Annotated in this window: 26 protein-coding genes; 19 read left to right on the forward strand and 7 right to left on the reverse strand. The window is 53.7% G+C overall.

The annotated features are described in order from the left end of the window. Positions 1–42: 42 nt before the first annotated feature. The 10 genes from Q3Y66_RS05145 (at position 43) to Q3Y66_RS05190 (ending at position 8,798) form a co-directional block, all read left to right on the forward strand. Complete coding sequence (locus tag Q3Y66_RS05145; protein ID WP_008958228.1) at positions 43–891, forward strand: 3-hydroxybutyryl-CoA dehydrogenase; 849 nt, start codon at positions 43–45, stop codon at positions 889–891. Between the two features lie 117 nt (positions 892–1,008). Further along, on the forward strand, positions 1,009–1,782 hold the full coding sequence (locus Q3Y66_RS05150) for an enoyl-CoA hydratase/isomerase family protein (RefSeq protein WP_008958227.1): 774 nt from the start codon (positions 1,009–1,011) through the stop codon (positions 1,780–1,782). 106 nt (positions 1,783–1,888) lie between these two features. Further along, entirely contained in the window at positions 1,889–2,506 is a 618-nt protein-coding gene (locus Q3Y66_RS05155; RefSeq protein ID WP_008958226.1) for a LysE family translocator, read from the forward strand. Between the two features lie 41 nt (positions 2,507–2,547). Beyond that, positions 2,548–3,243, forward strand: a complete 696-nt coding sequence (locus Q3Y66_RS05160) for a glutathione S-transferase family protein (RefSeq protein WP_008958225.1) — start codon at positions 2,548–2,550, stop codon at positions 3,241–3,243. A gap of 69 nt (positions 3,244–3,312) precedes the next feature. After that, positions 3,313–3,852 carry a YaeQ family protein gene (locus tag Q3Y66_RS05165; protein ID WP_008958224.1) on the forward strand — a complete coding sequence of 180 codons (540 nt, stop codon included), beginning with the start codon at positions 3,313–3,315 and terminating at the stop codon, positions 3,850–3,852. Positions 3,853–4,028: 176 nt separating this feature from the next. Next, positions 4,029–5,018: a lipid A deacylase LpxR family protein gene (locus Q3Y66_RS05170; RefSeq protein WP_008958223.1), complete on the forward strand. Its 990-nt coding sequence runs from the start codon at positions 4,029–4,031 to the stop codon at positions 5,016–5,018. A gap of 24 nt (positions 5,019–5,042) precedes the next feature. Further along, on the forward strand, positions 5,043–5,606 hold the full coding sequence (locus Q3Y66_RS05175; RefSeq protein WP_008958222.1) for a sugar O-acetyltransferase: 564 nt from the start codon (positions 5,043–5,045) through the stop codon (positions 5,604–5,606). Positions 5,607–5,616: 10 nt separating this feature from the next. Next, positions 5,617–5,937: a hypothetical protein gene (locus Q3Y66_RS05180; protein WP_008958221.1), complete on the forward strand. Its 321-nt coding sequence runs from the start codon at positions 5,617–5,619 to the stop codon at positions 5,935–5,937. Between the two features lie 97 nt (positions 5,938–6,034). Continuing rightward, the gene (locus tag Q3Y66_RS05185; RefSeq protein WP_008958220.1) at positions 6,035–6,556 is read left to right on the forward strand and encodes a DUF421 domain-containing protein; all 522 of its coding nucleotides are present in this window, start codon (positions 6,035–6,037) and stop codon (positions 6,554–6,556) included. 130 nt (positions 6,557–6,686) lie between these two features. After that, a complete protein-coding gene (locus Q3Y66_RS05190; RefSeq protein ID WP_008958219.1) occupies positions 6,687–8,798 on the forward strand; it encodes a TonB-dependent siderophore receptor in 2,112 nt (703 codons plus the stop codon). A gap of 103 nt (positions 8,799–8,901) precedes the next feature. Here Q3Y66_RS05190 and yghU read toward each other — a convergent pair whose 3' ends face one another. Continuing rightward, entirely contained in the window at positions 8,902–9,771 is an 870-nt protein-coding gene (yghU, locus tag Q3Y66_RS05195) for a glutathione-dependent disulfide-bond oxidoreductase (RefSeq protein ID WP_008958218.1), read from the reverse strand. A 164-nt stretch (positions 9,772–9,935) separates the two neighbouring features. Between yghU and Q3Y66_RS05200 the strand changes: the two genes are divergently transcribed. Continuing rightward, on the forward strand, positions 9,936–10,628 hold the full coding sequence (locus Q3Y66_RS05200; protein WP_008958217.1) for an aspartate/glutamate racemase family protein: 693 nt from the start codon (positions 9,936–9,938) through the stop codon (positions 10,626–10,628). 23 nt (positions 10,629–10,651) lie between these two features. On the opposite strand, the gene Q3Y66_RS05205 is transcribed toward Q3Y66_RS05200, so the two are convergent. Beyond that, positions 10,652–11,083 carry an organic hydroperoxide resistance protein gene (locus tag Q3Y66_RS05205; RefSeq protein WP_008958216.1) on the reverse strand — a complete coding sequence of 144 codons (432 nt, stop codon included), beginning with the start codon at positions 11,081–11,083 and terminating at the stop codon, positions 10,652–10,654. A 148-nt stretch (positions 11,084–11,231) separates the two neighbouring features. Further along, positions 11,232–11,675: a MarR family winged helix-turn-helix transcriptional regulator gene (locus tag Q3Y66_RS05210; RefSeq protein WP_008958215.1), complete on the reverse strand. Its 444-nt coding sequence runs from the start codon at positions 11,673–11,675 to the stop codon at positions 11,232–11,234. Between the two features lie 235 nt (positions 11,676–11,910). On the opposite strand from Q3Y66_RS05210, the gene Q3Y66_RS05215 reads away from it, so the two are divergent. From Q3Y66_RS05215 to Q3Y66_RS05240, 6 genes are all read left to right on the forward strand, one after another. Further along, positions 11,911–12,984, forward strand: coding sequence for a TRAP transporter substrate-binding protein (locus tag Q3Y66_RS05215; RefSeq protein ID WP_008958214.1), 1,074 nt, complete (start codon positions 11,911–11,913; stop codon positions 12,982–12,984). A 69-nt stretch (positions 12,985–13,053) separates the two neighbouring features. Next, complete coding sequence (locus Q3Y66_RS05220) at positions 13,054–13,647, forward strand: TRAP transporter small permease (RefSeq protein WP_035586904.1); 594 nt, start codon at positions 13,054–13,056, stop codon at positions 13,645–13,647. Positions 13,648–13,649: 2 nt separating this feature from the next. Continuing rightward, entirely contained in the window at positions 13,650–14,930 is a 1,281-nt protein-coding gene (locus tag Q3Y66_RS05225; RefSeq protein WP_008958212.1) for a TRAP transporter large permease, read from the forward strand. A 29-nt stretch (positions 14,931–14,959) separates the two neighbouring features. Further along, complete coding sequence (locus Q3Y66_RS05230; RefSeq protein ID WP_008958211.1) at positions 14,960–15,487, forward strand: gluconokinase; 528 nt, start codon at positions 14,960–14,962, stop codon at positions 15,485–15,487. Positions 15,488–15,580: 93 nt separating this feature from the next. Beyond that, complete coding sequence (gene gntR / locus Q3Y66_RS05235) at positions 15,581–16,576, forward strand: gluconate operon transcriptional repressor GntR (RefSeq protein WP_035586901.1); 996 nt, start codon at positions 15,581–15,583, stop codon at positions 16,574–16,576. 84 nt (positions 16,577–16,660) lie between these two features. After that, the gene (locus tag Q3Y66_RS05240; RefSeq protein ID WP_008958209.1) at positions 16,661–17,509 is read left to right on the forward strand and encodes an MOSC domain-containing protein; all 849 of its coding nucleotides are present in this window, start codon (positions 16,661–16,663) and stop codon (positions 17,507–17,509) included. Here the strand turns inward: Q3Y66_RS05240 and Q3Y66_RS05245 are convergent. Next, positions 17,463–18,368 (reverse strand): DMT family transporter, encoded by a 906-nt coding sequence (locus Q3Y66_RS05245; protein ID WP_008958208.1) that lies wholly within the window; start codon positions 18,366–18,368, stop codon positions 17,463–17,465. The genes Q3Y66_RS05240 and Q3Y66_RS05245 overlap by 47 nt on opposite strands. A 216-nt stretch (positions 18,369–18,584) precedes the next feature. Between Q3Y66_RS05245 and Q3Y66_RS05250 the strand changes: the two genes are divergently transcribed. Then, complete coding sequence (locus tag Q3Y66_RS05250; protein WP_008958207.1) at positions 18,585–19,007, forward strand: OsmC family protein; 423 nt, start codon at positions 18,585–18,587, stop codon at positions 19,005–19,007. 168 nt (positions 19,008–19,175) lie between these two features. On the opposite strand, the gene Q3Y66_RS05255 is transcribed toward Q3Y66_RS05250, so the two are convergent. After that, positions 19,176–19,604 (reverse strand): PRC-barrel domain-containing protein, encoded by a 429-nt coding sequence (locus Q3Y66_RS05255; RefSeq protein ID WP_008958206.1) that lies wholly within the window; start codon positions 19,602–19,604, stop codon positions 19,176–19,178. Between the two features lie 358 nt (positions 19,605–19,962). Between Q3Y66_RS05255 and Q3Y66_RS05260 the strand changes: the two genes are divergently transcribed. Next, positions 19,963–20,922 carry a L,D-transpeptidase family protein gene (locus tag Q3Y66_RS05260; RefSeq protein ID WP_008958205.1) on the forward strand — a complete coding sequence of 320 codons (960 nt, stop codon included), beginning with the start codon at positions 19,963–19,965 and terminating at the stop codon, positions 20,920–20,922. Positions 20,923–20,937: 15 nt separating this feature from the next. Here Q3Y66_RS05260 and Q3Y66_RS05265 read toward each other — a convergent pair whose 3' ends face one another. Continuing rightward, a complete protein-coding gene (locus Q3Y66_RS05265) occupies positions 20,938–21,606 on the reverse strand; it encodes a 2OG-Fe(II) oxygenase (RefSeq protein WP_008958204.1) in 669 nt (222 codons plus the stop codon). After that, positions 21,603–22,274 (reverse strand): CoA pyrophosphatase, encoded by a 672-nt coding sequence (locus Q3Y66_RS05270; protein ID WP_008958203.1) that lies wholly within the window; start codon positions 22,272–22,274, stop codon positions 21,603–21,605. The genes Q3Y66_RS05265 and Q3Y66_RS05270 overlap by 4 nt, the downstream gene beginning before the upstream one ends. Between the last annotated feature and the right edge of the window lie 7 nt (positions 22,275–22,281).

The following is a 22,281-nucleotide window of genomic DNA, read 5'->3' on the forward strand; positions in this document are numbered from 1 at the left end:
GTGATAACCGCCAGTAGTGATAACCAATAGAGGAGAGCGTGCATGAGTGACCAACAAATTGGCGTAGTGGGCGCCGGTACCATGGGGCAGGGGATTGCCCAGGTAGTGGCTGCCAGTGGCTTTAACGTGCGCCTTTACGATGTGGCCGAAAAGCAGCTTGGCCGCGCCAAGGCGAATATCGATAAAGGCTTGGGTAAATTGGTCACTAAAGAGAAAATCAGCGAGGCGGATAAAAGTGCCGCTCTCGCCCGTCTATCGACCACTACCACACTCAATGCTCTCAGCGACTGCGCGATCATTATCGAGGCGGCCCCCGAACAGCCCGAACTCAAAGAGAAGCTGTTTCGCGATCTTAGCCAAATGAGCAGCACGGCTATTTTAGCCTCCAACACCTCGTCGCTGTCACTCACCCGCCTGGCGGCGGTATGCGAGCACCCTGAGCGCGTGGTGGGCATGCACTTCTTCAATCCGGTGCCGGTGCTCAAACTGGTGGAAGTGATTCGCGCCGAGCAAACCTCGGACGCTACCGTGACCGAGATTGAAACGCTTGCAAAGGCGCTGGGCAAAACCGCCGTGCCGGTAGGTGATGCGCCGGGCTTTGCTGTGAATCGCCTGCTGGTGCCCATGATCAATGAGGCAGCGTTTATCGTGCAGGAGGGCACCGCAACGCCGGAAGCGGTTGATAACGCCATGAAGCTAGGCGCGGCTCACCCCATGGGGCCGCTAGCGCTGGCGGATTTGATTGGGCTGGATGTTTGCTTGGCGATCATGGAAGTGCTTCAAGAGGGCTTTGGCGACCCGAAATACCGTCCCTGCCCACTGCTTAAACGCATGGTCGCCGCGGGCTATCTAGGCCGTAAAAGTGGTCGCGGTTTCTATCACTACGACTAACTTGCGCTGACGAAACTAGCTCGGCATAAAGAAGTCATTGCCACTCAACCAAGCGTTCGCTAGGGTTGAGTGGTATTCACTTTCATGTTCAATAATAAATCGAATAAGGAGTCCGCCATGAGCGAAGCAGTGATCGAGAAGGTTGATAACGATGGGATGGTGCGACTGACCATCAATCGTCCTAAAGCGCTGAATGCCCTTAACAGCGAAGTGCTTGCCGCGCTGGAAGCACATTTGGTTGAGCTTGAAGCCCACCCGAACCTACGCGCCGTGCTAATTACCGGTGCGGGCGAGAAGTCCTTCGTGGCGGGTGCAGATATCACTGAAATGCGTGAAAAAACACCTGAAGAAGCGCGGGCCTTTGCCAGCCAAGCGCTGCGTACCATTAAACGCCTAGAGACACTCCCCGTGCCGGTGGTCGCGTTGGTGAACGGGTTTTGCCTTGGCGGCGGCTGCGAACTGGCACTGGCCTGCGACTGGGCCGTAGCCAGCGATAACGCGGTATTCGGCCAGCCGGAAGTACTGCTGGGCGTCATCCCTGGCTTTGGCGGCACCCAGCGCCTGCCTCGTCGCGTCGGGCCGGCCATGGCGATTGATCTGGTCACAACCGGGCGCAAAATCGATGCCCAAGAAGCGCTGCGTATCGGCCTAGTGAACCGCGTGATGCCGCAAGCTGAACTGGAGAGCTACGTTGAAGAGCTCACCAAGCAACTCAAAGGCAACGGCCCACAGTCAGTGCGCGGCGCCAAGCAGGCCGTTCACGACGGTATGGATCAAGACCTTGATAGCGCACTAGCGCTGGAAACCAGCCTGTTCGCCTTCTGCTTTGCCGGTGACGAGCAAAAAGAGGGCATGGCGGCATTTGTCGATAAGCGCAAACCGAACTTTTAACACTAGGCTCTAGGTTATTCGTTCCAATTTTGATTAGGGGGTGGCGCTTGCGCCACCCCCGTTTTATTCTCGAAAGCTAACCGTTCCCTTCAGGAGAGCCGCCACTATGCAATGGGCCGCGTTTATCCTCGCCGCACTTGGTTTCGCTTATTTACCTGGGCCTGCAATGCTATATACCGCAGCGCAAACGTTGGGGCGCGGCCGACGGGCAGGGTGGTTAGCGGTCATCGGTGTGCATATGGGGTGTTATGTGCATGTAGTTGCCGCCGCGCTAGGATTAGCGCTGCTGTTTGCGGCGATTCCACCTGCCTACATCGCCATGAAAGTCGTCGGTGGGCTCTACCTGCTCTGGATGGGGCTGCGGCTATGGCAGCAGGGCATTCGCGCCCACGGCGAAGAGGTGCCGCTGGCAACCACGAAACGCGTGCTGCGCGACAGCTTTCTGGTGGAGATGCTCAACCCTAAAACTGCACTTTTCTTTGTCGCGTTTCTGCCTCAGTTTGTGCAACCCGAGAGCGCAATGCCGGTAGCTTGGCAACTGCTCTGGCTAGGTATCGCCACCAATGTGCTGTTCTCCTCTGCGGATGTCATGGTGGTGCTACTTGCGAGTCCTCTTCGCGAATGGCTACAAAAATCCCACGGCTCCTCTCGGCTCATTCAGCGCATTGGCGGTGGTGTATTAATGGGATTAGGGGGCAACACCCTCGCTCAGGCAGCACGTTAATATTGATCGGCTACTTCAATTTCACACACAAGGAGCGCTGTATGTTTGATCTCTATATCGCTAACAAGAACTACTCTTCTTGGTCGCTGCGCCCTTGGGTGTTGATGAAGGTATTGGAGATTACGTTCGACGAACATCTGATGCCGTTTGAAGGCGGTTTTGGCGCTAGCCATGACGTTTATACCCGCTTTTCGCCATCGGGCTTAGTGCCCTGTTTAGTGGATAGGGAGAGTGATCTGGCGGTGTGGGATTCGCTGGCGATTGTTGAGTATTTGGCTGAGCAATACCCTAACGTATGGCCGAGTGATAAAACCGCCCGCGGCTGGGCACGCTCAGCCACTGCTGAAATGCACAGCGGCTTTGGCGCCCTGCGCGACGAGTGTTCAATGAATTGCGGTGTGCGAGTGGAACTGAAGGACTATTCAACTAAACTCAAGGCCGATGTGGCCCGCTTAGATGCGTTGTGGCAACAGGGGCTTGAGCGCTTTGGTGGGCCGTTTTTAGCGGGTGAACACTTCTCAGCGGTAGACGCGTTTTATGCCCCAGTGGCCTTTCGCGTACAGACATTCAACCTACCGGTGAGTGAGGAATCCCAAGCCTATCTCGAGCGTCTACTAGCGCTACCTGCCATGCAGGCGTGGTATCAGGCCGCGCTAGAAGAGACATGGCGCGAGCCTATGCACGAAGCTGAAACGCTAAAGAATGGCACGCTGGAAGTTGATTACCGCACATCTTAACCTTGTGACAACTCACCAGGGACACCCGGCATCGGGTACACTGGCGCAAATTTTCGTTTGGAAACGTCCATGGCTCTTAGTGCAACGCCTTACAAAGTTGATATTAATCTGACGGACCTGGATCGCGGGGTGTATGAAACATTGCGCTTTACCGTGGCCCGCCACCCATCAGAAACCGAGGAGCGCATGACTGCGCGCTTACTCGCCTATGTACTGTGGTACAGCGAGACGCTGGCTTTCGGGCGTGGGCTTTCCGATGTAGACGAGCCAGCGCTGTGGGAGAAGAGTTTAGACGGTCGCTTGCTGCACTGGATTGAAGTCGGCCTGCCGGATGCCGAGCGTATCACCTGGTGTTCACGGCGGGCGGAGCGCGTGTCATTACTCGCCTACGGTCGGGTAGACCAGTGGGAGAGTAAGGTGCTGCCCAGTGTGGCGTCGCTGAAAAATGTGCATGTAGCGGGGTTGCCACAAGAAGCCCTTGCGACCATTGCGAAAGACCTGCCACGAGCGATTAATTGGGCCGTTATGATCAGCGAAGGGTCGCTGTTTATTACCGATGAACAGGGGCAGCATGAAATTACGCCCCAGTGGTTGTTGCGCGATCGCTAGAAATCATCAGACTTTCGTCTATCCTTTTATGCTAGAGGATTAAGCGATAGATAGATAAAGGGATGGCCAATGGGTCATCCCTTATTTTTTAAAAGTATGCTTGCTATCTTTTTGCACAATTACATACAATCAACAATGTTTGTTGTTGATCTAAAGTCTATCTCAAGGAACGAGTAATGAACGGAAATAACCCTTCGCGCTGGCAATTGCTCCCGCTGATAGCTGCTATTACTCTGATGTCTTCGCTGGCGCACGCCGACGATAGTGTGCTCTCGATTAAGCATGAAAATGATGGCTTGGCCAGCAGTGATGATGGCCACTTTACCAGTGGTTTTGAGCTTAATTGGGCGTTTGAACCCGAAGCGAAAAGCTGGACACAGCGGTTAGCCACTGTATTGCCGGATAGCATTATTGGTAACGCTGATATGGCAGCTTTCCGGCTGGTGCATCAAATTTATACGCCCAACAATATTGAGCAGCGCGGGCTAATTGAAGATGATCGCCCCTACGCCGGGATCGTTTATGGTGGGCTCTCGCTTTATGAAGATGTGCCAATGGGCAACTGGCGCCAAGCGACCGATCTGCATCTCGATATTGGTTTGGTAGGGCCGTCGTCACTGGCTGACAGCATTCAACGCGAAGTACACCGCATTACTGAGAGTGAACGCCCCAGTGGTTGGAACAACCAGCTGGGTGATGAAGCCATTGTGAATGTCGCAATGCGTCGCCAGTGGTGGCATAGCTCCCCATTTATCGGTAAGCAGTTTGCCCACGGCCCTAGCGTTAGCGCCGCTTTGGGGAACTTTTATACCTATGCAAGCGCTGGATATAGTGTGCGCTGGGGCGACGAGGCATCCGGCATCCCTACGCTAACGCCCAACCCCGGTAGCCGCCACCACATGACCGGAAAAGAGGGGTGGCAGTGGTACTTGTTTGCGAGTGTGGATGGTTACTACATGGCGCAAAACCTGACATTGGATGGCAACAGCTTCAGAAATAGCCACTCGGTTGACCGCAAAGAGTGGGTGGGTGACATTTCCGCAGGGCTGGCGCTGGCCTGGGAAGAGTGGCAAGTTACTTACGCCGCTGTTCAACGTTCTCGTGAGTTCGATGGCCAGGAAGAGCAAGACAAGTTTGGGGCCATTACGCTATCCCGGCGTTTTTAGGCACGGTTACCAAAAGGCTCAATCATGACTGAGCGTGAAAAAATGCTGGCGGGGGAGTGGTACAACGCCCAGGACGAAGAGTTACTAACGCTGCGCCGAAAGGCGCGGCTGACCATGCAAGCATTTAACGCTACCCGTGATGACGCTTGCGCTGAACGTACATCTCTCTTGCAGCAGCTGTTGCCTAATGCGGGCAGCAAATTATGGATAGAGCCACCATTCTACTGCGATTATGGTGAGCACATCGCCTTAGGTAATAACGTTTTCTTCAATTTTAACTGTGTGGTACTTGATGTTGCCTGGGTAACTATTGGCAATAATGTTCTATTCGGTCCTAACGTCCAACTTTACACCGCTACTCATCCACTGGACGCGCAACAGCGCCGCAGTGGTTTAGAAGCTGGTCGTCCGATCACTATTGGCAATGACTGCTGGATTGGCGGTAGCGTGATTATTAATCCTGGTATTACGGTGGGCGAGCGCAGTGTAATTGGCGCTGGCAGTGTCGTTACGAAGGATATTCCTGCAGATGTATTTGCGGCAGGTAATCCCTGTAAGGTAATTCGCTACTTACATAGCTCTCCGTAGGTGCTCGTTTATGGCTAATAAATATCCTCACACGCCTGATGGGCGCTACTTTGTGGCCAAAAATCGCCTGTGGCGCTGCACTGATCCGCGCTTAGGCGAAGACCAAAAGCGCATCCATATCAAAGAGTTGATGAAAGCCCGCCGGGCCGTCAGAACGGCCCAACAGCAAGAAGATGACGATGCGCTTCGCCAAGCCCGTGACGCGGTTCAAGCTGCTAAAGAAGCGCTTGGGGAGCGTGGCCCAGTGTGGTGGGATGATGATGCCCCCGATGAAGGCGGCCTTGCGCCCCATAACAGTTCCTACGCCAAGTGGTGGGAGAGCCAGCACTAAATATTTTCCTTGCGTATACAACTAGCACAGGAGTGCTAGCCTGGGCAGAGATGTGCAGCTGTTTGCATATCGCTTGATACCCAAGGAGAACACGCATATGGAACTGGTATTTTTTAACGGCTGGAGCAGTTTGTTTCGTATTTTGATTATCGGCCTATTGGCGTATGCAACGCTAATCCTCTTTCTGCGCCTATCGGGCAACCGTACGCTTTCAAAAATGAATGCCTTCGACTTAATCGTCACAGTAGCGCTGGGTTCCACGCTGGCAACCGTGCTGCTGTCTAAGGATGTGGCTTTGGCGGATGGAGCGGTCGCCTTAGCGCTACTAATTTCACTTCAATTTATAATCACCTGGACCAGTGTGCGATTTCGCTGGGTACGCCGATTAGTGACTGGCGAGCCGCTGATGCTGCTTTACCAAGGTGAGTTCCTTTTAACGTCATTGCGAAAAGCGCGGGTAACGCAAGACGAGGTACTTTCCGCCATTCGTAGCAGTGGCCTTAGTGATGTATCCGCAGTAGAAGCCGTCGTGCTAGAAACAGATGGCTCGTTAAGCATTGTCAAAAACCAGGCAGAGAGCGGCCAATCAAGTTTAGAAGGCGTTCGTGGCCCCTCATAAGTCTTAGTAAGCCCGTGGGGGAAGCGGTTAGTTGACACAGCATGATGAGATCCTTATATTTACACGAATAAAAATCACTCTCATTAATATTCGTGTTAATAACAGCATTATAATTTGCTCCGGGATCACTATGTACACTCCACATTTTCGTTTGCGCAAGCTAGCCCGCGCCATCGCGCTCGCCTCTTTGTGCGGTGCGTCGACTTATGCGCTCGCCCAAGAAGGATTAACCTCTCCTGCTGTTGAGCTAGACACTGTCGAGGTAACGGCAGCATCAGCGGGTCAATTCGGCTATATCGAAATGGAAGAGATGCCAAGCGTCGGCAAAATGAACGTGCCGATTAATGAGCAGCCTTTTTCGATGTCGGTGGTGGATGAAGAGTTTATCCAGGATAGCGGCGCTAAAAATATTCAAGAAGCGTTGTTGTACACACCCGGTGTTAACGCGGGTAACTACGGGTTTGATACTCGGATTGATAGTGCGACCGTGCGTGGCCTTGAAGCTGGCCGCTACCTAGACGGTTTGCGCCAGATTTACGGCTCTTACAACAGCGTGCGTAGCAATGTGTATGCGCTGGAAAGTGTAGAGGTTCTACGCGGCCCGTCTTCCATGCTTTACGGCCAGGCGGATTTAGGTGGCGTCATTAATGGGGTTTCCAAACTGCCTGAAGAGGAACGCAGCGGCGAAATATGGGCGCAGTACGGCTCGCATAATCGAAAACAGTTAGGGTTTGATTTTACCGGTGCTGCCGATGATGAGGGTAAGTTGCTATACCGCTTGGTGGGGTTGCAGCGCAATAGTGACACCCAGGTTGATCATGTCGAAGATGACGGCTACTTCATAGCACCGTCATTGACTTGGCGCCCTAGTGATGACACTAGCATTACGTTGTTGGTTAATCGGCAAGAGAGTGATAGCCAGGTCTCTGCTCAGTTTTTACCTCAGGTGGGCACGCTACAGCCAGGCTCCCAAGGCTTTATCGGTTCTGAGCGATTTGTCGGCGAGCCGGGCTGGGATCGTTATGATGGTGAGAAAAACGAAACCACGCTGTTCTTCGATCACCAGTTAAATAATAACTGGGCCTTTGCGGCTACCGCCCGCTATACCGATTCAAGTACCGAAACGCGCGAGCACTGGGTGGATATTCCCAGCGTGCCAGATGCCAACGGTGAAGTGTCACGTACTATTTTTACCGCTGACGCAGCTACCCAGATTCTGAACCTGGATGCACGAATGGAAGGTGAGTTTGACCTTGGCGCGACGAAGCACACGATGGTGGTCGGCTTGGATCGCCAGGATGCACGCTGGGAGCAGGACAACTACTTCTCTGGCGCTGGGTTGGGCGGCACTATCGATATCTACAATCCGCAGTACGGTAATTTACAGCTGGATGCATTGAATCCCACTGACCGGCCAGATAATGAAATTGAACAGGTAGGTGTTTACCTGGCCGATCATATCGAGCTGGGTCGGGTGGTGGTATCTGCAGGGCTACGTCATGACTGGGCTGAAAACCGCACTCTGGCACTGTCAGGGCCCGATACCGTAAGCGACCAAGAGGCGACGACTGGGCGTTTAGGCTTGATGTACCGCTTCGATAATGGTGTTTCACCGTATGTCAGCTACTCCGAAGCCTTCACCATGAACCTGGGGACGGATGGCACGGCGGCGGCGAATGCGCTCGATCCCACGACGGGGGATCAGCAGGAAGCAGGGGTAAAATACCTCTCTCCCGATCAGTCATTAGCGATCAGCGCCGCTTATTTTGATATCACTCAGCAGAACCGTGTTAGTGATGGCGTAACGCCAGGTGGTGTTGAGCAAACAGGCGCGGTGGTAGACGGTTGGGAGCTTCAAGTTAACAAGCGCTGGCAGAACTTTGAAACGCAGTTGGCTTACACCAATATGAATGCCACTGACGACAGTACCGGCGAGCGCCTGTCGGCGGTAGCGGAAGAGCAGGCCTCTTGGTGGAACCGGCTCTATGTAGGTAACCATTGGCGTGTTGGGGCCGGGGTACGTTACGTTGGCGATAATGTTGGCTTTGGTGGTTCGCCCGTGGTGCCCTCAAGCACCCTCTATGACGCTATGGTGGGCTATACGATTGATGAGTGGGATTTCTCAGTGGATGTTAAAAACCTCACCGACGATGAAACTATTTCCTGGTGCCGTTATGAGGGGGGAGACTGCGGTTACGGCGCACGCCGAAATGTGACGGCTAACGTGCGTTATCAGTTCTAAGTCTGGCAGCAAGAGTGGTTTAGCCGATAGACAGTCGTTAAAAAGGGCCTACGCTGAGTCAACACGCGTAGGCTCTTTTAGTTGCTGTGTGTTTAGCGGTTAGTTATTGGTCGTCAAGTTTGTCTTGAGTGCGAAGCTCGAAATCGCTGGCGTCATGGCGCTCATGCAACTGCTCGTGAGGTTCGCCCCAGGTGCGGTTGACCATGCGGCCACGTTTAACGGCGGGGCGCTCATCGATCTCTTCGGTCCAGCGTAGAACGTTTTTGTAAGTGTGTGCTTCCAAAAACTCCGCCGCTTCGTAAACGCGGTTTTTTACCAGCGCGCCGTACCAGGGGTGAATCGCCATATCGGCAATGGTGTACTCATCGCCTGCCATAAAGCGGTTTTCCGCCAAGTGGCGATCCAACACATCCAGCTGGCGCTTCACTTCCATGGTGTAGCGGTCAATTGGGTACTGATACTTTTCAGGTGCGTAGGCATAGAAATGACCAAAGCCGCCGCCTAGCATCGGCGCGCTACCCATTTGCCAAAATAGCCAGGAGAGACATTCGGTGCGCTTCGCTGGGTCTTTGGGTAGGAAAGCGTCAAATTTTTCAGCCAGATAAAGCAGGATGGCACCAGACTCAAACACCTGCTGGGGCGGCTGGGTGGAGTGATCCATCAGCGCAGGGATTTTAGAGTTGGGATTCACCTCGACAAAACCACTGCTGAACTGGTCGCCTTCGCCAATTTGAATCAGATAAGCGTCGTACTCAGCACCAGTCACACCTTTTTCTAACAGCTCTTCAAGCATCACGGTGACTTTGACACCGTTGGGGGTGGCTAAGGAGTAGAGTTGCAACGGGTGTTTACCTACCGGCAGTGCTTTGTCATGGGTGGGGCCCGCAATGGGGCGATTGATATTGGCAAATTTACCGCCATTGCCAGGTTCCCATTTCCAAACGCTCGGTGGGGTATAAGTGTTATCGCTCATTATTTCCTCGCTATTAACCGGTTATCGGTAACTGCTGGGTACAGGGATGAACCTCTTCTCTGTGCGACTATTCTAAGGTTATGGGGGTGATGAAAAGCCGCTACAAGGGTCGGCTGGTGATTAGCCTGTTAATAAAGTAGTCCAAGTTCTCTGGGAGGTTATGGATGCGTGTCATTGGCGTACTGGGCGGCATGAGCTGGGAGTCGAGTCAAAGCTACTACCGGGCCTTAAATGAAGGCGTTAAAGCGGCGCTAGGCGGCTTTCATTCGGCCAAGATCGTAATGATCAGTGTCGATTTTGCAGAGATAGAAGCCATGCAGCAGCGGGGCGATTGGGACGCGGCAGGCGAGCTACTCGCCAGCGCTGCTCAAGGAGTCGAACGTGCAGGTGCTAACTGTTTGTTGATTGCCACGAATACCATGCACAAAGTGGCGCCCGCGATTGAACAGGTGATTACCATTCCTCTGCTGCATATTGCCGACGCCACTGCTTTACAGCTACAAGCCGACGGAATTAATCGGGTGGGCCTATTAGGCACCCGCTTTACCATGGAGCAGGACTTTTATATTGGTCGATTAGAAGAGCAGTTCGGCATCAAGGTTGTGGTGCCGGGGCAATCTGAGCGCGACACTATTCATCAGGTGATCTTTGATGAGCTCTGCCAAGGCCGTATAGAAGATGTCTCCCGCCAACGCTATCTAGCCATTATCGATTCACTTTATGCGCAAGGCGCTCAGGCGGTGATTCTAGGCTGTACTGAAATCGCCATGCTAGTCAGCCAGCAAGATACCGCGGTGCCGCTTTATGACACCACCGCTCTGCATGTGCAGAGAGCGGTGGCATGGGCACTAACATGATGACTAAAACGAAATAACGACTCTTAGACCAACGTCAGCGTGACATTGATGTTGCCACGGGTGGCGTTTGAGTAGGGGCATACGGTGTGGGCTTTTTCGACCAACTGCTGAGCGACGTCCTGCTCCAGGCCTGGGAGGCTGATTTTTAGCTCGACTTCAATGCCAAAGCCGGTTGGGATTGCACCGATACCCACATGCCCATCAATTTTCGTCTCTTGGGGCAGCTTTACTTTTACCTGGCTCGCCACGTGCTTTAGCGCACCTAAAAAACAGGCCGAGTAGCCAGCTGCGAAGAGCTGCTCGGGGTTGGTGCCGTCACCGCCAGCGCCGCCCAACTCTTTCGGCGTGCTGAGTTTTACGTCCAATGCGCCGTCGGATGATTTGGCATGACCTTCGCGGCCACCCGTAGCGGTAGCATGGGCGCGATAAACAACTTTCTCGATAGTGGTCGTCATTCTTAATCTCCTGTTAACACGTTCATCATGGTTCTATTAATTATTGGTTTTGCGGAATGGACTTGCGGATTTAATTTAGCGCAGCTTTATTTTGCGCGCAAGATAAATAATGAAAAAGAGTCGAGATCCTTTGTGAGAGAACGAAGGGCTACTGATTTTTCTGCAAGCTATCGCGCAATCGCACCAGATCTTCTTTTAATGTGGTCAACGCTTCGATTGACTGATCGCTGGCATGCACTACACAGCTGGGGATGTGGTAGGCCTGTTCACGCAGCGCTTTGCCTTTATCGGTAAGGTAAAGTTCCACCACGCGTTCGTCTTGGTGACTGCGCTTGCGGTTCAATAGCTGGTCGGCTTCAAGGCGCTTGAGCAGTGGCGTAAGCGAACCAGGATCGGTTAGAAGCCGCTTACTCATCGCACCTACTGTCATACCGTCGTTTTGCCACAAGACCAGCATGGCAAGGTACTGCGGGTAGGTAAGTCCTAACTCTTTGAGCAGTGGCTTATATACCTTGGTCATCATCAATGAAGTTGAGTAGAGCGCAAAGCAGAGCTGATGATCGAGTTCTAAGTCGCTACAAGATGGTTGCACAAGTATGGGTTCCGATCCGAAATATGTAGGGTAATGTAGCGCGCGAAGCGGTGAGTGGCTATCCCTAGACGTTGGTCGTAAGTTGGCAGTTTTGTTTTGACACGCACTTGGCAGCTAGCTAGCCTTCGCATCATTAATGTTACCGGTAACAATTTGGCGCTCATTAAATTAGCCAGTAACAACTCAATTCATACCCATTCACCGTTAACAACAACGAATATTTGGAGATCACGCGATGACAACTATTTGGCGCAGCACGCTAACCCTGGTCGGTGCGACTACACTGACGTTTGGTATGGCGCATGCTCAGAGCCCAGAACTCTCTGATCCGCCTGAGATCGAGGGCGAGGTAGTCGGCGATCATGGTTCGCACACACTACGTATGGGCATCGGCCTTGCGGAAAGCTCGCCACAGTTCTTGTCTAGCCAATATTTTGGTGAGATTTTGGAGCAGCGTACCGACGGTCGCATTAAGGTTAACGTTTTCCCTAACAGCCAGTTAGGTGACGACGTTCAGATGTTGGAAATGCTGCAAACCGGTACGCTGGATATGACTTACCCCTCTAGCTCCGCCACTACTGGCTACGTTGAACAGCTTTCTGCTTTTGACCTGCCGTTCCTGCTGCCTAGCCGTGAAGCCGCGGTTGCCGTCATGCAGAGCGAAGTGGCCCAAGGCATGCTGGACGCCTTTGATGGCACCGGCCTAAAAGCACTCGCGTTTTCTGAGAATGGCTATCGCCAGCTCTCTAACAGTGCTCGCCCGGTAGCAAGTCCTGACGACGTAGCAGGTCTTGATGTGCGCGGTTTAAGCGTTCGTACCATGGAAAACCCGGTGCATCTGGCAATTTGGGAAGCCTTAGGCGCTAACCCAACGCCGATGGCTTTTGGTGAGCTTTTCTCTGCGATGGAGCAGGGCGTGGTAGATGGCCAGGAAAACCCTTGGAGCACCATCCTTACCTCGAATTTTAATGAAGTTCAGGATTATGGCACCGAAACACGCCACGTCTATACTCCCTTTATCATGATGCTTTCCGAGCGTACTTGGGAGCGCATGGCACCCGAATATCAGGAACTGGTACTGGAAGCAGCGCGTCAGTCAGCCGACTATGAAATTCAGCTGTCAGCTGAGTACGATGACTGGTCACGTGATCAGTTGGCAGAGCGCGGTATGGAAATTACCCGCCTGGACGACGAGCAGTTAGCCGCTTTCCAAGATGCCGTTCAGCCTGTATATGCAGAGTGGGCGCCGCGCATTGGTGAAGACCTGATCGCCGATATCCAAAAGATCGTTGAAGAGAGCAGCAACTAAACCTTACGTTTAGCGCGCCATCGGGCAGGCAACGTGCCTGCCCGATGTGTTAGTGCCCCTGGAGTTCCTATGTCACTCTCCTCTACACCCCCTAACTCTCCTACGCCGATTGAAGATCCTTCGGTGTATCTAGACGACCCCAACCGCAAGCTTCTGGAAATCGATACCGATGCCCGCCAAGGCCCGGCGCTGTTCCGCTGGCTTACCTTAGGTATGGAGTATCTTATCGGCGCTATTTTAGCGGCGTTGATTGTGTCCGTTTCTTGCAACGTGGTAGGGCGCGCGCTGTTTAATTACTCCCTGCCGTGGGCGGATGAGCTGGCGCGTATGCTGTTTATATGGCTGGTGTTTATCGGGGCCGCCGCGGCGTTTTCCCGTTACGAGCACATTGCCGTTGATGCCTTGGTGCGGCGCTTGCCGCTGCGCTTGGCGCACATGCTCTATTTACTGCAGCACCTGATTATTACCGGCCTAATGGTGGTAATGATTTGGGGTGGCTACCAAGTGCTGTCGCGTTCAAGCGGGCGCTCAGCGATTATGGATGTGCCATTGAGTTTTATCAGCCTTTCGCTGGTGCTGTGTGTCATCTTTATTGCGGTGGTAGCGGTGTGGCGGATGTGGGTCAGCCTTAACGTTATTCGCCACTCTGAGCGGGAGCGCTAATCATGCTATGGATTTTCCTGGCCATTTTATTGGTCTCTATCGTTATTGGGCTGCCCATTGCCTTTGGTTTAGGCGTGGCGGCGCTGGTCATGGCGGTACTTTCAGATATTCCGCTGTCGATCATGATCGAACAGTCGATTCGTGGGGTGAACAGCTTTCCGCTGCTCGCCATCCCGTTCTTTATTTTAGTCGGTGAGGTGATGAGTAATGGTGGCATCGCTCGTCGCTTGATGGAACTGGCTGGCGCTATGGTCGGCTTTATGCGCGGTGGGCTAGGGCAGGTTGCCATTACCGGTTCGATGTTCTTTGGTGGCATCAGTGGCTCAGCGGTGGCCGATACGGCCGCTACCGGCGCGATGATGATTCCCTCCATGAAAGAGCAGGGCTACACCGCGGCGAATGCAACCGCGATCAACACCGTGTCCTCGGTGATCGGGATCATTATTCCGCCCTCCATCCCGCTGATTCTGTACGGCATCGTCACTGAAACCTCGATTAGCCGCCTGTTTATTGCCGGTATCATTCCGGGTCTGTTGATTGGCTTTGCGCTGATGGTGACCACCTATATTCTTGCCAAAAAAGATGGCGGCGGTGTGCAGAAGTTCCGCTGGGATCGCCTCTGGAAAGCCTTCAAAGACGCTTGGCTTGCGCTGGTACTCCCGGTCATCGTGATTGGCGGTATTATTGGCGGTGTATTTACCGCGACCGAAGCGGCCGTAGCGGCACTGCTTTATGCGCTGGCTATCTCGCTGGTGGTTTACCGTGAGTTCAAGATCAAAGAGCTCGGCGGTATGCTGATTCGTACTGCTCGTTTGACCGGCATGGTCATGATGCTGCTGGCATTCGCTACGGTGATTGCCTGGTTCCTGACCATCAATATGGTGCCGCAGACCCTGGTCAGCCAAGTGCAGGCGATTACCCAAGACCCGTTCCTACTACTGCTGATTGTGGCAACGTTGCTGCTGTTGGTGGGCTTTGTCATGGACTTAACCCCGGCCATGGTCATCATGGCGCCTATGCTTGCACCGATCGTGACCTCGGTAGGTGTTGATGCTGCTTACTTTGGCGTACTAATGGCCTTTGTATTGGGCATCGGGCTGCTAACCCCACCGGTTGGCACCTGCCTTTACGTCGGTTGTGGTGTGGGTAAAGTCTCTATGGAGTCGTTGGTCAAAGCGATGCTGCCGTACTACGCAGCGCTCCTCGTCGTGCTGGTGATCCTGATCGCCTTCCCGGGTATCGTTACTTGGCTGCCGGATTTGACTGCCGTGCGCGGTAACTGAGGTTCTTGGTAATGAATAGGAGAGCTTCTGTGAAGACCCTCTCACATCGCATTTTAGTAATGGGTGTGTCTGGCTCTGGAAAGTCGCACATTGGCCGCCAGTTGGCCCAAACCGTAGGGGCGACGTTCATTGACGGCGACGATTACCATTCGCCCGCCAATGTAGCCAAAATGGCCAGTGGCACACCGCTCAATGACGATGACCGGAGCGAGTGGCTCGATACGTTGGCGGCGCTATTCGCCGAGTATCGGGCCAGAGATGCGTCGCTAGTGATTGCCTGCTCAGGGTTGAAAAGGCGCTACCGTGACCGACTGCGCCAAGGTGACTCAGCGCTGCAGATTCTCTACTTAGAGGGCACGCAAGAGCTGCTGCTTGAGCGGCTAGAGACCCGAGCAGGGCACTTCTTCAAAGGCGATACCATGTTGGCCAGTCAATTGGCTGATTTAGAACCGCCTGATGAAGAGGAGGCGTTTAACGCCTCCATTGCCCTGTCGCCCATGCAAATCGTCGATCAATTTGCTGCCACGTTACTGCTACCCAGCCGCACACTAGGCTAACGCTCACTAGGCAAAAGCGTTAATAGGTATTGAGGCCGCCGCTGATTGAAGGGCGGCCTCAATGCTCCCTCACTGCATAAGGCAGTTACCCCCTTGAAGAAAAAACGCCCCACCCTCCAGGACATTGCCGACCACGTAGGGGCTACCAAAATGACGGTCAGCCGCTGCCTGCGCGAACCTGAAACGGTTTCGGAAGGGCTTCGTGAGCGCATTTTCTCGATTGCCGAACAGATCGGCTATATTCCCAACCGTGCGCCCGATTTACTTTCCAGGGCCACCAGTCATTCGATTGGCGTGCTGGTGCCGTCGCTGACCAACCAAGTGTTCGCCGATATCATTGTCGGCATTGAGGCGTTAACGGAACCCGCGGGCTATCACTTAATGCTCTCTCACTATGGCTATAGCCCTGAGCTTGAAGAGCGCAGCCTAGCGTCATTGCTCTCCTATAACGTCGATGGCGTTATCCTTTCTGACCGTGATCACACGCCGCGTAGCCTGCGTATGCTGGAAACCGCCGGTATCCCGATTGTCGAAATCATGGACACCCATCGCCCTCCGCTACAACAGACCGTGGGCTACGACAACGTACAAGCCGCCTATGACATGGTGAGTGAGATGATCCGCCGCGGTCGTCGCCAAGTGATTTATCTGGCGGTGCGGTTGGATGAACGTACCCGGCAGCGTGAGTTGGGCTACCGTCGTGCCATGGAAGAGCACGGATTACCGCCGGTGACGCTGCAAAGCACCCAACGCTCTTCTTACAGCGTGGGAGCTGCCCTACTCAAGCAGGTGTTAGTTGACTACCCAGCGGCGGATGGCCTGTTTTGTACCAATGACGACGTTGCCGTAGGCGCTTACTTTGAATGCCAACGACGCGGTATTGAGGTGCCTGGGCGCATCGCCTTGGCGGGCTTTCATGGCCACGATGTGGGCCATGTGATGACACCACGCTTGGCCAGCGTGGTGACACCGCGTCAGGCCATTGGCGAAGCTGCAGCGGGTCAGCTGTTAGCGCGTATTCGCGGTGAGCCACTGACCCAGAAAGTGGTGGATTTAGGCTACCGTATCGAAACAGGCATGACGCTATAGGCTACGTTTTATAAACCATGCTTTCGAGTAGCGATCGCCATCATGAGTGGCTAAAGTAGTCTTTTTACTTGTCGCGAGGCTGCCGTGCAGATTACTCAACTCACCATCTACCCCGTTAAATCGCTAAAAGGCATCAGCGTTGACCAAAGTGTCCTGCAAGAGCACGGGCTTGAGTGGGATCGCCGCTGGATGCTGGTCGACGCTCATCAGCGCTTTATGACCCAACGCCAGCTACCGGCGCTGGCGACCATTGAGGTAGCCCTCACCGACGAGTACTTGGTGCTTTCACACCCCAGCGTTGAGCCGATGAAAGTACCGCTGGCCGAGCCTGAGGGGAATCTGCGCCTGGTCAGCGTGTGGAGCGATCATTGTAAAGCGCTGCCAGAAAGCGAAGACATCTCACGCTGGCTGGTTGCCGCGCTGGGCGATCAGGCCCAAGGGCTTAGCTTAGTGCGTTTTGCCACCGAGTTTACCCGGGCAGTGGAAGAGGATTTTCTTGACGGTGGAGCGGCGCATACCTACTTTTCCGATGGTTACCCGTTTCTGATAACGTCCACGGGCTCGTTGGATGCACTCAATCAGGCGTTGGTGGCAAAAGGGGGCGCGCCAGTGCCCATGAACCGTTTCCGGCCCAATATTGTAGTAGAGAGCGATGAAGCGTGGGCTGAAGACCGTTGGGCGACGCTTTCTGAGCAAGAGGGAGCTTTCCAACTAGCGCTGCGCAAGCCCTGCAAGCGCTGCAAGATCACTACTATCGATCAGCATACGGCGGCAGTACCAGCCCCTGCTGAGCCGCTAAAAACCTTGATTGAGCTTAATACTCAGCCCGCCTTGAAAGGCGCCCACTTTGGCCAGAACGCCACGCTGATCGAAGGCGCAGGTAGCATTATTCGTGTGGGGGATAGACTGGTGGCGGCGTTTCGCGACGCTTGACGCGTAGCAGTTTAGTGGCGATTGCCGTGCCGATGAGGGTAATGACCATGCCCGCGATAATCTGAGCGTTTAGCGTCTCTCCGAGCAGTAGATAACCCCATATTAGCGCGCTTACCGGCACCAGGAACGTCACCGTTGAGGTGGCGGTGGCGCCCGCGCTGGCGAGTAAGCCAAAGTAGAGCAGGAAGGCCAGGGTGGTGCTTAGCGCTGCCAGTGCCAGTGCGTTTCCCCAGGCCAGAGTGCTAATGGGCTCGCTTGGCCATAATAGAATGCCAGGAATCAGCAGCACTAACGCTGACATGGCGCTACTGCCTGCGGCGAGTACACGTGTGGGTAGGTGACCAAGGCGCGTTTTAGAATAATTGCCTGCAATGCCGTAGCAAAACGTGGCGCCTAAGACAGCCAAAATAAACCAGCCGTCGCCGCCCAGGGCGAAATCGAGTCGATCCGCAGAGAGTACATAGACCCCCAGCAGTGCCAGGGCGAGGCCTAAGTACTGCTGGCGCTGTATGGCGGTAGCGAAAAACAGCGCGCCGATCAGCGCAGTAAAAATCGGCGTGGTAGCATTAATTAATGAGGTAAAGCCCGCCTCTAGTCGCGTAGTGGCAAGTGCCAGTAACGAAAAAGGCAGCACGTGATTCACAATACCTAAAAAAAGCAGCGGGCCCTTATGCTGCCAAATCAACCGCAGGTAATGCAGGCTGATCAACAGCGGCATGAGCAGCAGTGCGCCAATTCCCATACGTACCAATACTAACGGTACCGCGCCAAATTCGGGGGCGGCTACGCGCATAAAGATAAACGAAAGGCCCCACAGAGAAGAGAGCAGTATCAAACGCAGCGCATCAGCCGACGACATGGCGAGTCCTTAACATCAAATAAGTAACGCAGTTAGGTAGCTAACTAGCTTACGGCTGAACGAGAGTTGATGGAAGCGATGGAAGTAAGGGGGGCGGCAGAGAAACAAAAAATCAGCTACGCTGGTGAGGTGGTCAAGCGGCAATCCTCGCCGAACCCACACTGACACTTACACTGACAATATGTTTACGCATATTGGCACACACAAGGAGTTGTTATGGATCGTACAGCTAGCGCACGTTGGGAAGGTGGTCTTAAGGATGGCAAAGGCACCATTTCAACCGAGAGTGGCGTTTTAGATGCCAGTTACTCCTTCAGCAAGCGCTTTGAAGATGAAAAAGGCACTAATCCTGAGGAACTGATTGGCGCAGCACACGCCAGCTGCTTCTCCATGGCGCTCTCCATGATTTTAGGTGAGAAAGGCTATACCGCTGATTCTATTGAAACCAGCGCTAAAGTCACTCTTTCCCAGAGCGATGCAGGATTTGATATTTCTAAAATCCATCTGGATGTAGTCGCCGCCATCAGTGGCGCCGACGACGCAGCTTTCCAGGAAGCGGCGGAAACGGCGAAAGCTAATTGCCCCGTTTCAAAAGTGCTTAAAGCTGACATTAGCATGACGGCTAAGTTAAAGGGCTAATTTAATCAGCGTTCTGGTTCACGCATCGCGATTATGTGTGAACCTTTATGGCTTTTAAATAAAAGCTAGCCATAAAGTAATTCTTTAAGTACTAAATTAAAAGCAATAAAAAAGCCTTGGCAATTGCCAAGGCTTTTTGTATGACTGTCTTATATGACTGAAGTAAGCTTATTCGTCTTCCAAGTCGCCGTTACGGTTATACTCTTCTGCAGATTCTAGTGCGTCTTGTGAAGCATTAACGGTAATGATGTAATCTTCACCATCTTCGTCTTTGGTTAATTCAAGTGAATCCCATTCGATAGCGACATTTTTCTCGCCCATACCTAGGAAACCACCAACGCCTACTACCACCGCATTAATTTGGCCATCTTCACCGATGACAAGGTCAGTGATGGTGCCGATGTCTTCGTCATCTTCGACACTACTCTTGACTTGATTGCCGGTTAAGGCATCAGCATGAAAAGTACCTTCTGGTGTTTCGGTCAGGTAGGTTGCTTCCATGGTAGTGGTATTCTCTTCGGCATTAACGGTGCCTGCAGCAAACATAACGGCTGGAACCATGAGAGTACCTAGAAAGGCGGGTTTGATCATTTTCATTTTACTTGCTCCTTGCGATTTCATTGGGCTTAACGACTCCGCGAAATAGCCCGCATAAATCAATAGCAGAGGGTGTTAGCTGTGCTTTAAAGTAGCTTTACAACGCCAGTGCTATTACTCCTGTGTATGTTAATTACGCTTGAGTAATTAACGCCGCCATGCGCGTCACTGCGCTAAGACAATTAATAGATTAGTCGTTGTGATCAAAAATACAACCAATTCACTAAAACTTTTAGTTGGCTACGTTTATGGCAGTGCAGCACGTGAGGCTGTCCCCGCGTCATTGTGCGACAGTCTGTCGAATTGACCTGCTTCGCCCCAGTCGTCATATTCCTACCCTAAAAGGAGAAACCTGACGATGATTTCCCAGTACCACCCTTTACGACGTATAAAGCAGGTCTGTGTCAGTAGTGTCGCGCTGGGAGCATGGCTATTAGCGTCCACTGCCGCCGCTGACAGCAGTGAACTGCCCAAAGGTCATTTCCCGCTTCCGGAGCAAGGCAATATGGTGGGCGAGGTATATACCGTCACCGCCAGCGAAGAAGATACGCTGATGGATATTGCCCGAGCGCATAATGTTGGCTACGAAGAAATTCGTATGGCCAATCCGGATACCAGCCTCTGGGTGCCGGGCGAAGGCACCGAGGTGACGATTCCCGGTCAGTTTATTCTGCCCGATGAAGCGCGTACCGGCATTGTCATTAACGTGGCGGAGCTTCGCCTCTATTATTACCCCGAGGTAGAAGAGGGCGAAACGCCGCGGGTAGAAACCTATCCCATTGGTATTGGACGCGATGCCTATAACACCCCGCTGGGAATTACCGAAACCACTATGCGGCTTGAAAACCCAGCCTGGTATCCGCCTGAGTCGATTCGCCGTGAAGCCGCCGAACGTGGCGACCCCGCGCCATCAGTTGTACCGCCTGGTGCTGATAACCCGCTAGGGCAGTACGCTATTTTGCTGGATATCCCCGGTTACCTGATCCATGGCACCAACCAGCCGGACGGCATTGGCATGCGGGCCAGCCGCGGCTGTATTCGTATGCACCCGGAAGATATTGAAGCGGTATTCTGGCGTGTGCCGGTGGGCACCCAAGTCAATATTATCGATTCACCGATCAAGGTAGGCTGGGATGCCGCTGAGCGAGGTTATGTCCAGGCGTTTACCGCCACGGATGAAACCGCTTATGGCATGGACACGCTGTTGGACGTCGTCGGCCTTATAGAGCACCACGAGGGTGGCCCCAGCAGCGCGGATTACGAACAGGTACGTGAAGTGCTGGAGCGGGCTAACGGTCAAATTGTACCGTTAACCTGATAAGGCTTGGGCGTGTTAGCGCGCGGGGTCAAGCACACCACCCAGCGAGGCATTGCGCCGAAACCAGCCCGCAATACTGGTGCGCGGGCAGCGAGTAGGCAGCACTTCATGGGGAATGGTTTCAGATAGAAAGCAGGCGAAGGTGCCCGCTTCGGGTATGACACGGGCGACCTCTTGGCTGGGGTCGTCAGGATGGTAAATCACCATTTCACCGCCGCCATCGCTTGGCCAGTCGGGCGTCAGATAACCCACGGTAGAGATCACGCGGTTAGCGCGGCCGCGGAAGCTATCCACATGGCGCTGATAAAAAGCGCCGGGTGGGTAGTGAGCGAAGTGGGCTTCGTACTCAAATAAACCCAAAAACAACGCATGGTTGAGCGCCTGCTGCAATTCGCGCATGGCATCTAAATAACGCCGCTGGGCGGCGCTTTCACGGTCCAGCCAATGAATGGCGTCACCGCGGATATCCTTACGCAACAGGTGCTGCTGGCCGCGGCCAATGCCCGCTTCGTCCAACCCGTTATAGGCCGCTCGATGCAGTAGTTCATGGTTCAGTGCTTCACAGAGCTCAAGGTCAATCACCTCGCGGCCCACATACCAGCCCTGCTCAACCAGCGCATCGACAAGGGCAACTTGCGTCGCTGGCTGGAGCGCAGGCGAAAACGTAGCAACACTGGGGGTCATTTGTTGGATCTCGATGGGGCTGGGCGGGAAGTGTTAGTAGATGGAGAAGAGAGACGAGTTTTACGTTCCGGATAATGGCGCAGCGGGCCCAAGGGGCGTTGATACAGATCAATCGGCATCCCAAAGCCTTCGGCCAATAGCTCCACCAGCATCATCGCTGAAAGTCCCCAGATGACATGGCCGTCCACGTGATAGCTGGGCACGTAGTGCGCCACGCCATCGACAGTGATGACATCGGTATGGGTGCGATGGTCGTCCAGGAAGTGGCTGAGCGGCACTTCAAAAATAGCGTCTAGCTCACCTGGGTCGGCCACCAGCGGTAAATCAGGCGGAATGATACCGACCCAAGGGGTAACGCGAATGCCGTGCAGCGAAATAACATCCGACAGCCGCCCCAGGGGTTGTACCAGGGTTGGGTCGAGGGCAATCTCTTCCTCTGCTTCGCGCAGCGCAGTGGCGTAAAGATCAGTATCGAAGGGCTCGCGCTTACCACCAGGAAATGCTACTTGGCCGCTATGCGTACTCAAATGGCTGGCGCGGCGGGTAAACAGCAGGGTAGGTGCTGGCCGGTCGACAATGGGCAATAGTACCGCAGCCTCGGGCATTACCACGTGGTCTAAGCGTTGAGGCGTCAGTTGTTGCAGCTGATTGCGAAGTTTCTCTAACATAGGGCAT

It is taken from the genome of Halomonas sp. HAL1 (assembly GCF_030544485.1).
Taxonomy (GTDB): Bacteria; Pseudomonadota; Gammaproteobacteria; order Pseudomonadales; family Halomonadaceae; genus Vreelandella; species Vreelandella arctica.

Bases quoted from the DNA above. Each gene is read 5' to 3' on its own strand.
- Q3Y66_RS05145 (WP_008958228.1), top strand. From the start codon at position 43: ATGAGTGACCAACAAATTGGCGTAGTGGGCGCCGGTACCATGGGGCAG.
- Q3Y66_RS05150 (WP_008958227.1), top strand. From the start codon at position 1,009: ATGAGCGAAGCAGTGATCGAGAAGGTTGATAACGATGGGATGGTGCGA.
- Q3Y66_RS05155 (WP_008958226.1), top strand. From the start codon at position 1,889: ATGCAATGGGCCGCGTTTATCCTCGCCGCACTTGGTTTCGCTTATTTA.
- Q3Y66_RS05160 (WP_008958225.1), top strand. From the start codon at position 2,548: ATGTTTGATCTCTATATCGCTAACAAGAACTACTCTTCTTGGTCGCTG.
- Q3Y66_RS05165 (WP_008958224.1), top strand. From the start codon at position 3,313: ATGGCTCTTAGTGCAACGCCTTACAAAGTTGATATTAATCTGACGGAC.
- Q3Y66_RS05170 (WP_008958223.1), top strand. From the start codon at position 4,029: ATGAACGGAAATAACCCTTCGCGCTGGCAATTGCTCCCGCTGATAGCT.
- Q3Y66_RS05175 (WP_008958222.1), top strand. From the start codon at position 5,043: ATGACTGAGCGTGAAAAAATGCTGGCGGGGGAGTGGTACAACGCCCAG.
- Q3Y66_RS05180 (WP_008958221.1), top strand. From the start codon at position 5,617: ATGGCTAATAAATATCCTCACACGCCTGATGGGCGCTACTTTGTGGCC.
- Q3Y66_RS05185 (WP_008958220.1), top strand. From the start codon at position 6,035: ATGGAACTGGTATTTTTTAACGGCTGGAGCAGTTTGTTTCGTATTTTG.
- Q3Y66_RS05190 (WP_008958219.1), top strand. From the start codon at position 6,687: ATGTACACTCCACATTTTCGTTTGCGCAAGCTAGCCCGCGCCATCGCG.
- yghU (WP_008958218.1), bottom strand. From the start codon at position 9,771: ATGAGCGATAACACTTATACCCCACCGAGCGTTTGGAAATGGGAACCT.
- Q3Y66_RS05200 (WP_008958217.1), top strand. From the start codon at position 9,936: ATGCGTGTCATTGGCGTACTGGGCGGCATGAGCTGGGAGTCGAGTCAA.
- Q3Y66_RS05205 (WP_008958216.1), bottom strand. From the start codon at position 11,083: ATGACGACCACTATCGAGAAAGTTGTTTATCGCGCCCATGCTACCGCT.
- Q3Y66_RS05215 (WP_008958214.1), top strand. From the start codon at position 11,911: ATGACAACTATTTGGCGCAGCACGCTAACCCTGGTCGGTGCGACTACA.
- Q3Y66_RS05220 (WP_035586904.1), top strand. From the start codon at position 13,054: ATGTCACTCTCCTCTACACCCCCTAACTCTCCTACGCCGATTGAAGAT.
- Q3Y66_RS05225 (WP_008958212.1), top strand. From the start codon at position 13,650: ATGCTATGGATTTTCCTGGCCATTTTATTGGTCTCTATCGTTATTGGG.
- Q3Y66_RS05245 (WP_008958208.1), bottom strand. From the start codon at position 18,368: ATGTCGTCGGCTGATGCGCTGCGTTTGATACTGCTCTCTTCTCTGTGG.
- Q3Y66_RS05250 (WP_008958207.1), top strand. From the start codon at position 18,585: ATGGATCGTACAGCTAGCGCACGTTGGGAAGGTGGTCTTAAGGATGGC.
- Q3Y66_RS05255 (WP_008958206.1), bottom strand. From the start codon at position 19,604: ATGAAAATGATCAAACCCGCCTTTCTAGGTACTCTCATGGTTCCAGCC.
- Q3Y66_RS05260 (WP_008958205.1), top strand. From the start codon at position 19,963: ATGATTTCCCAGTACCACCCTTTACGACGTATAAAGCAGGTCTGTGTC.
- Q3Y66_RS05265 (WP_008958204.1), bottom strand. From the start codon at position 21,606: ATGACCCCCAGTGTTGCTACGTTTTCGCCTGCGCTCCAGCCAGCGACG.
- Q3Y66_RS05270 (WP_008958203.1), bottom strand. From the start codon at position 22,274: ATGTTAGAGAAACTTCGCAATCAGCTGCAACAACTGACGCCTCAACGC.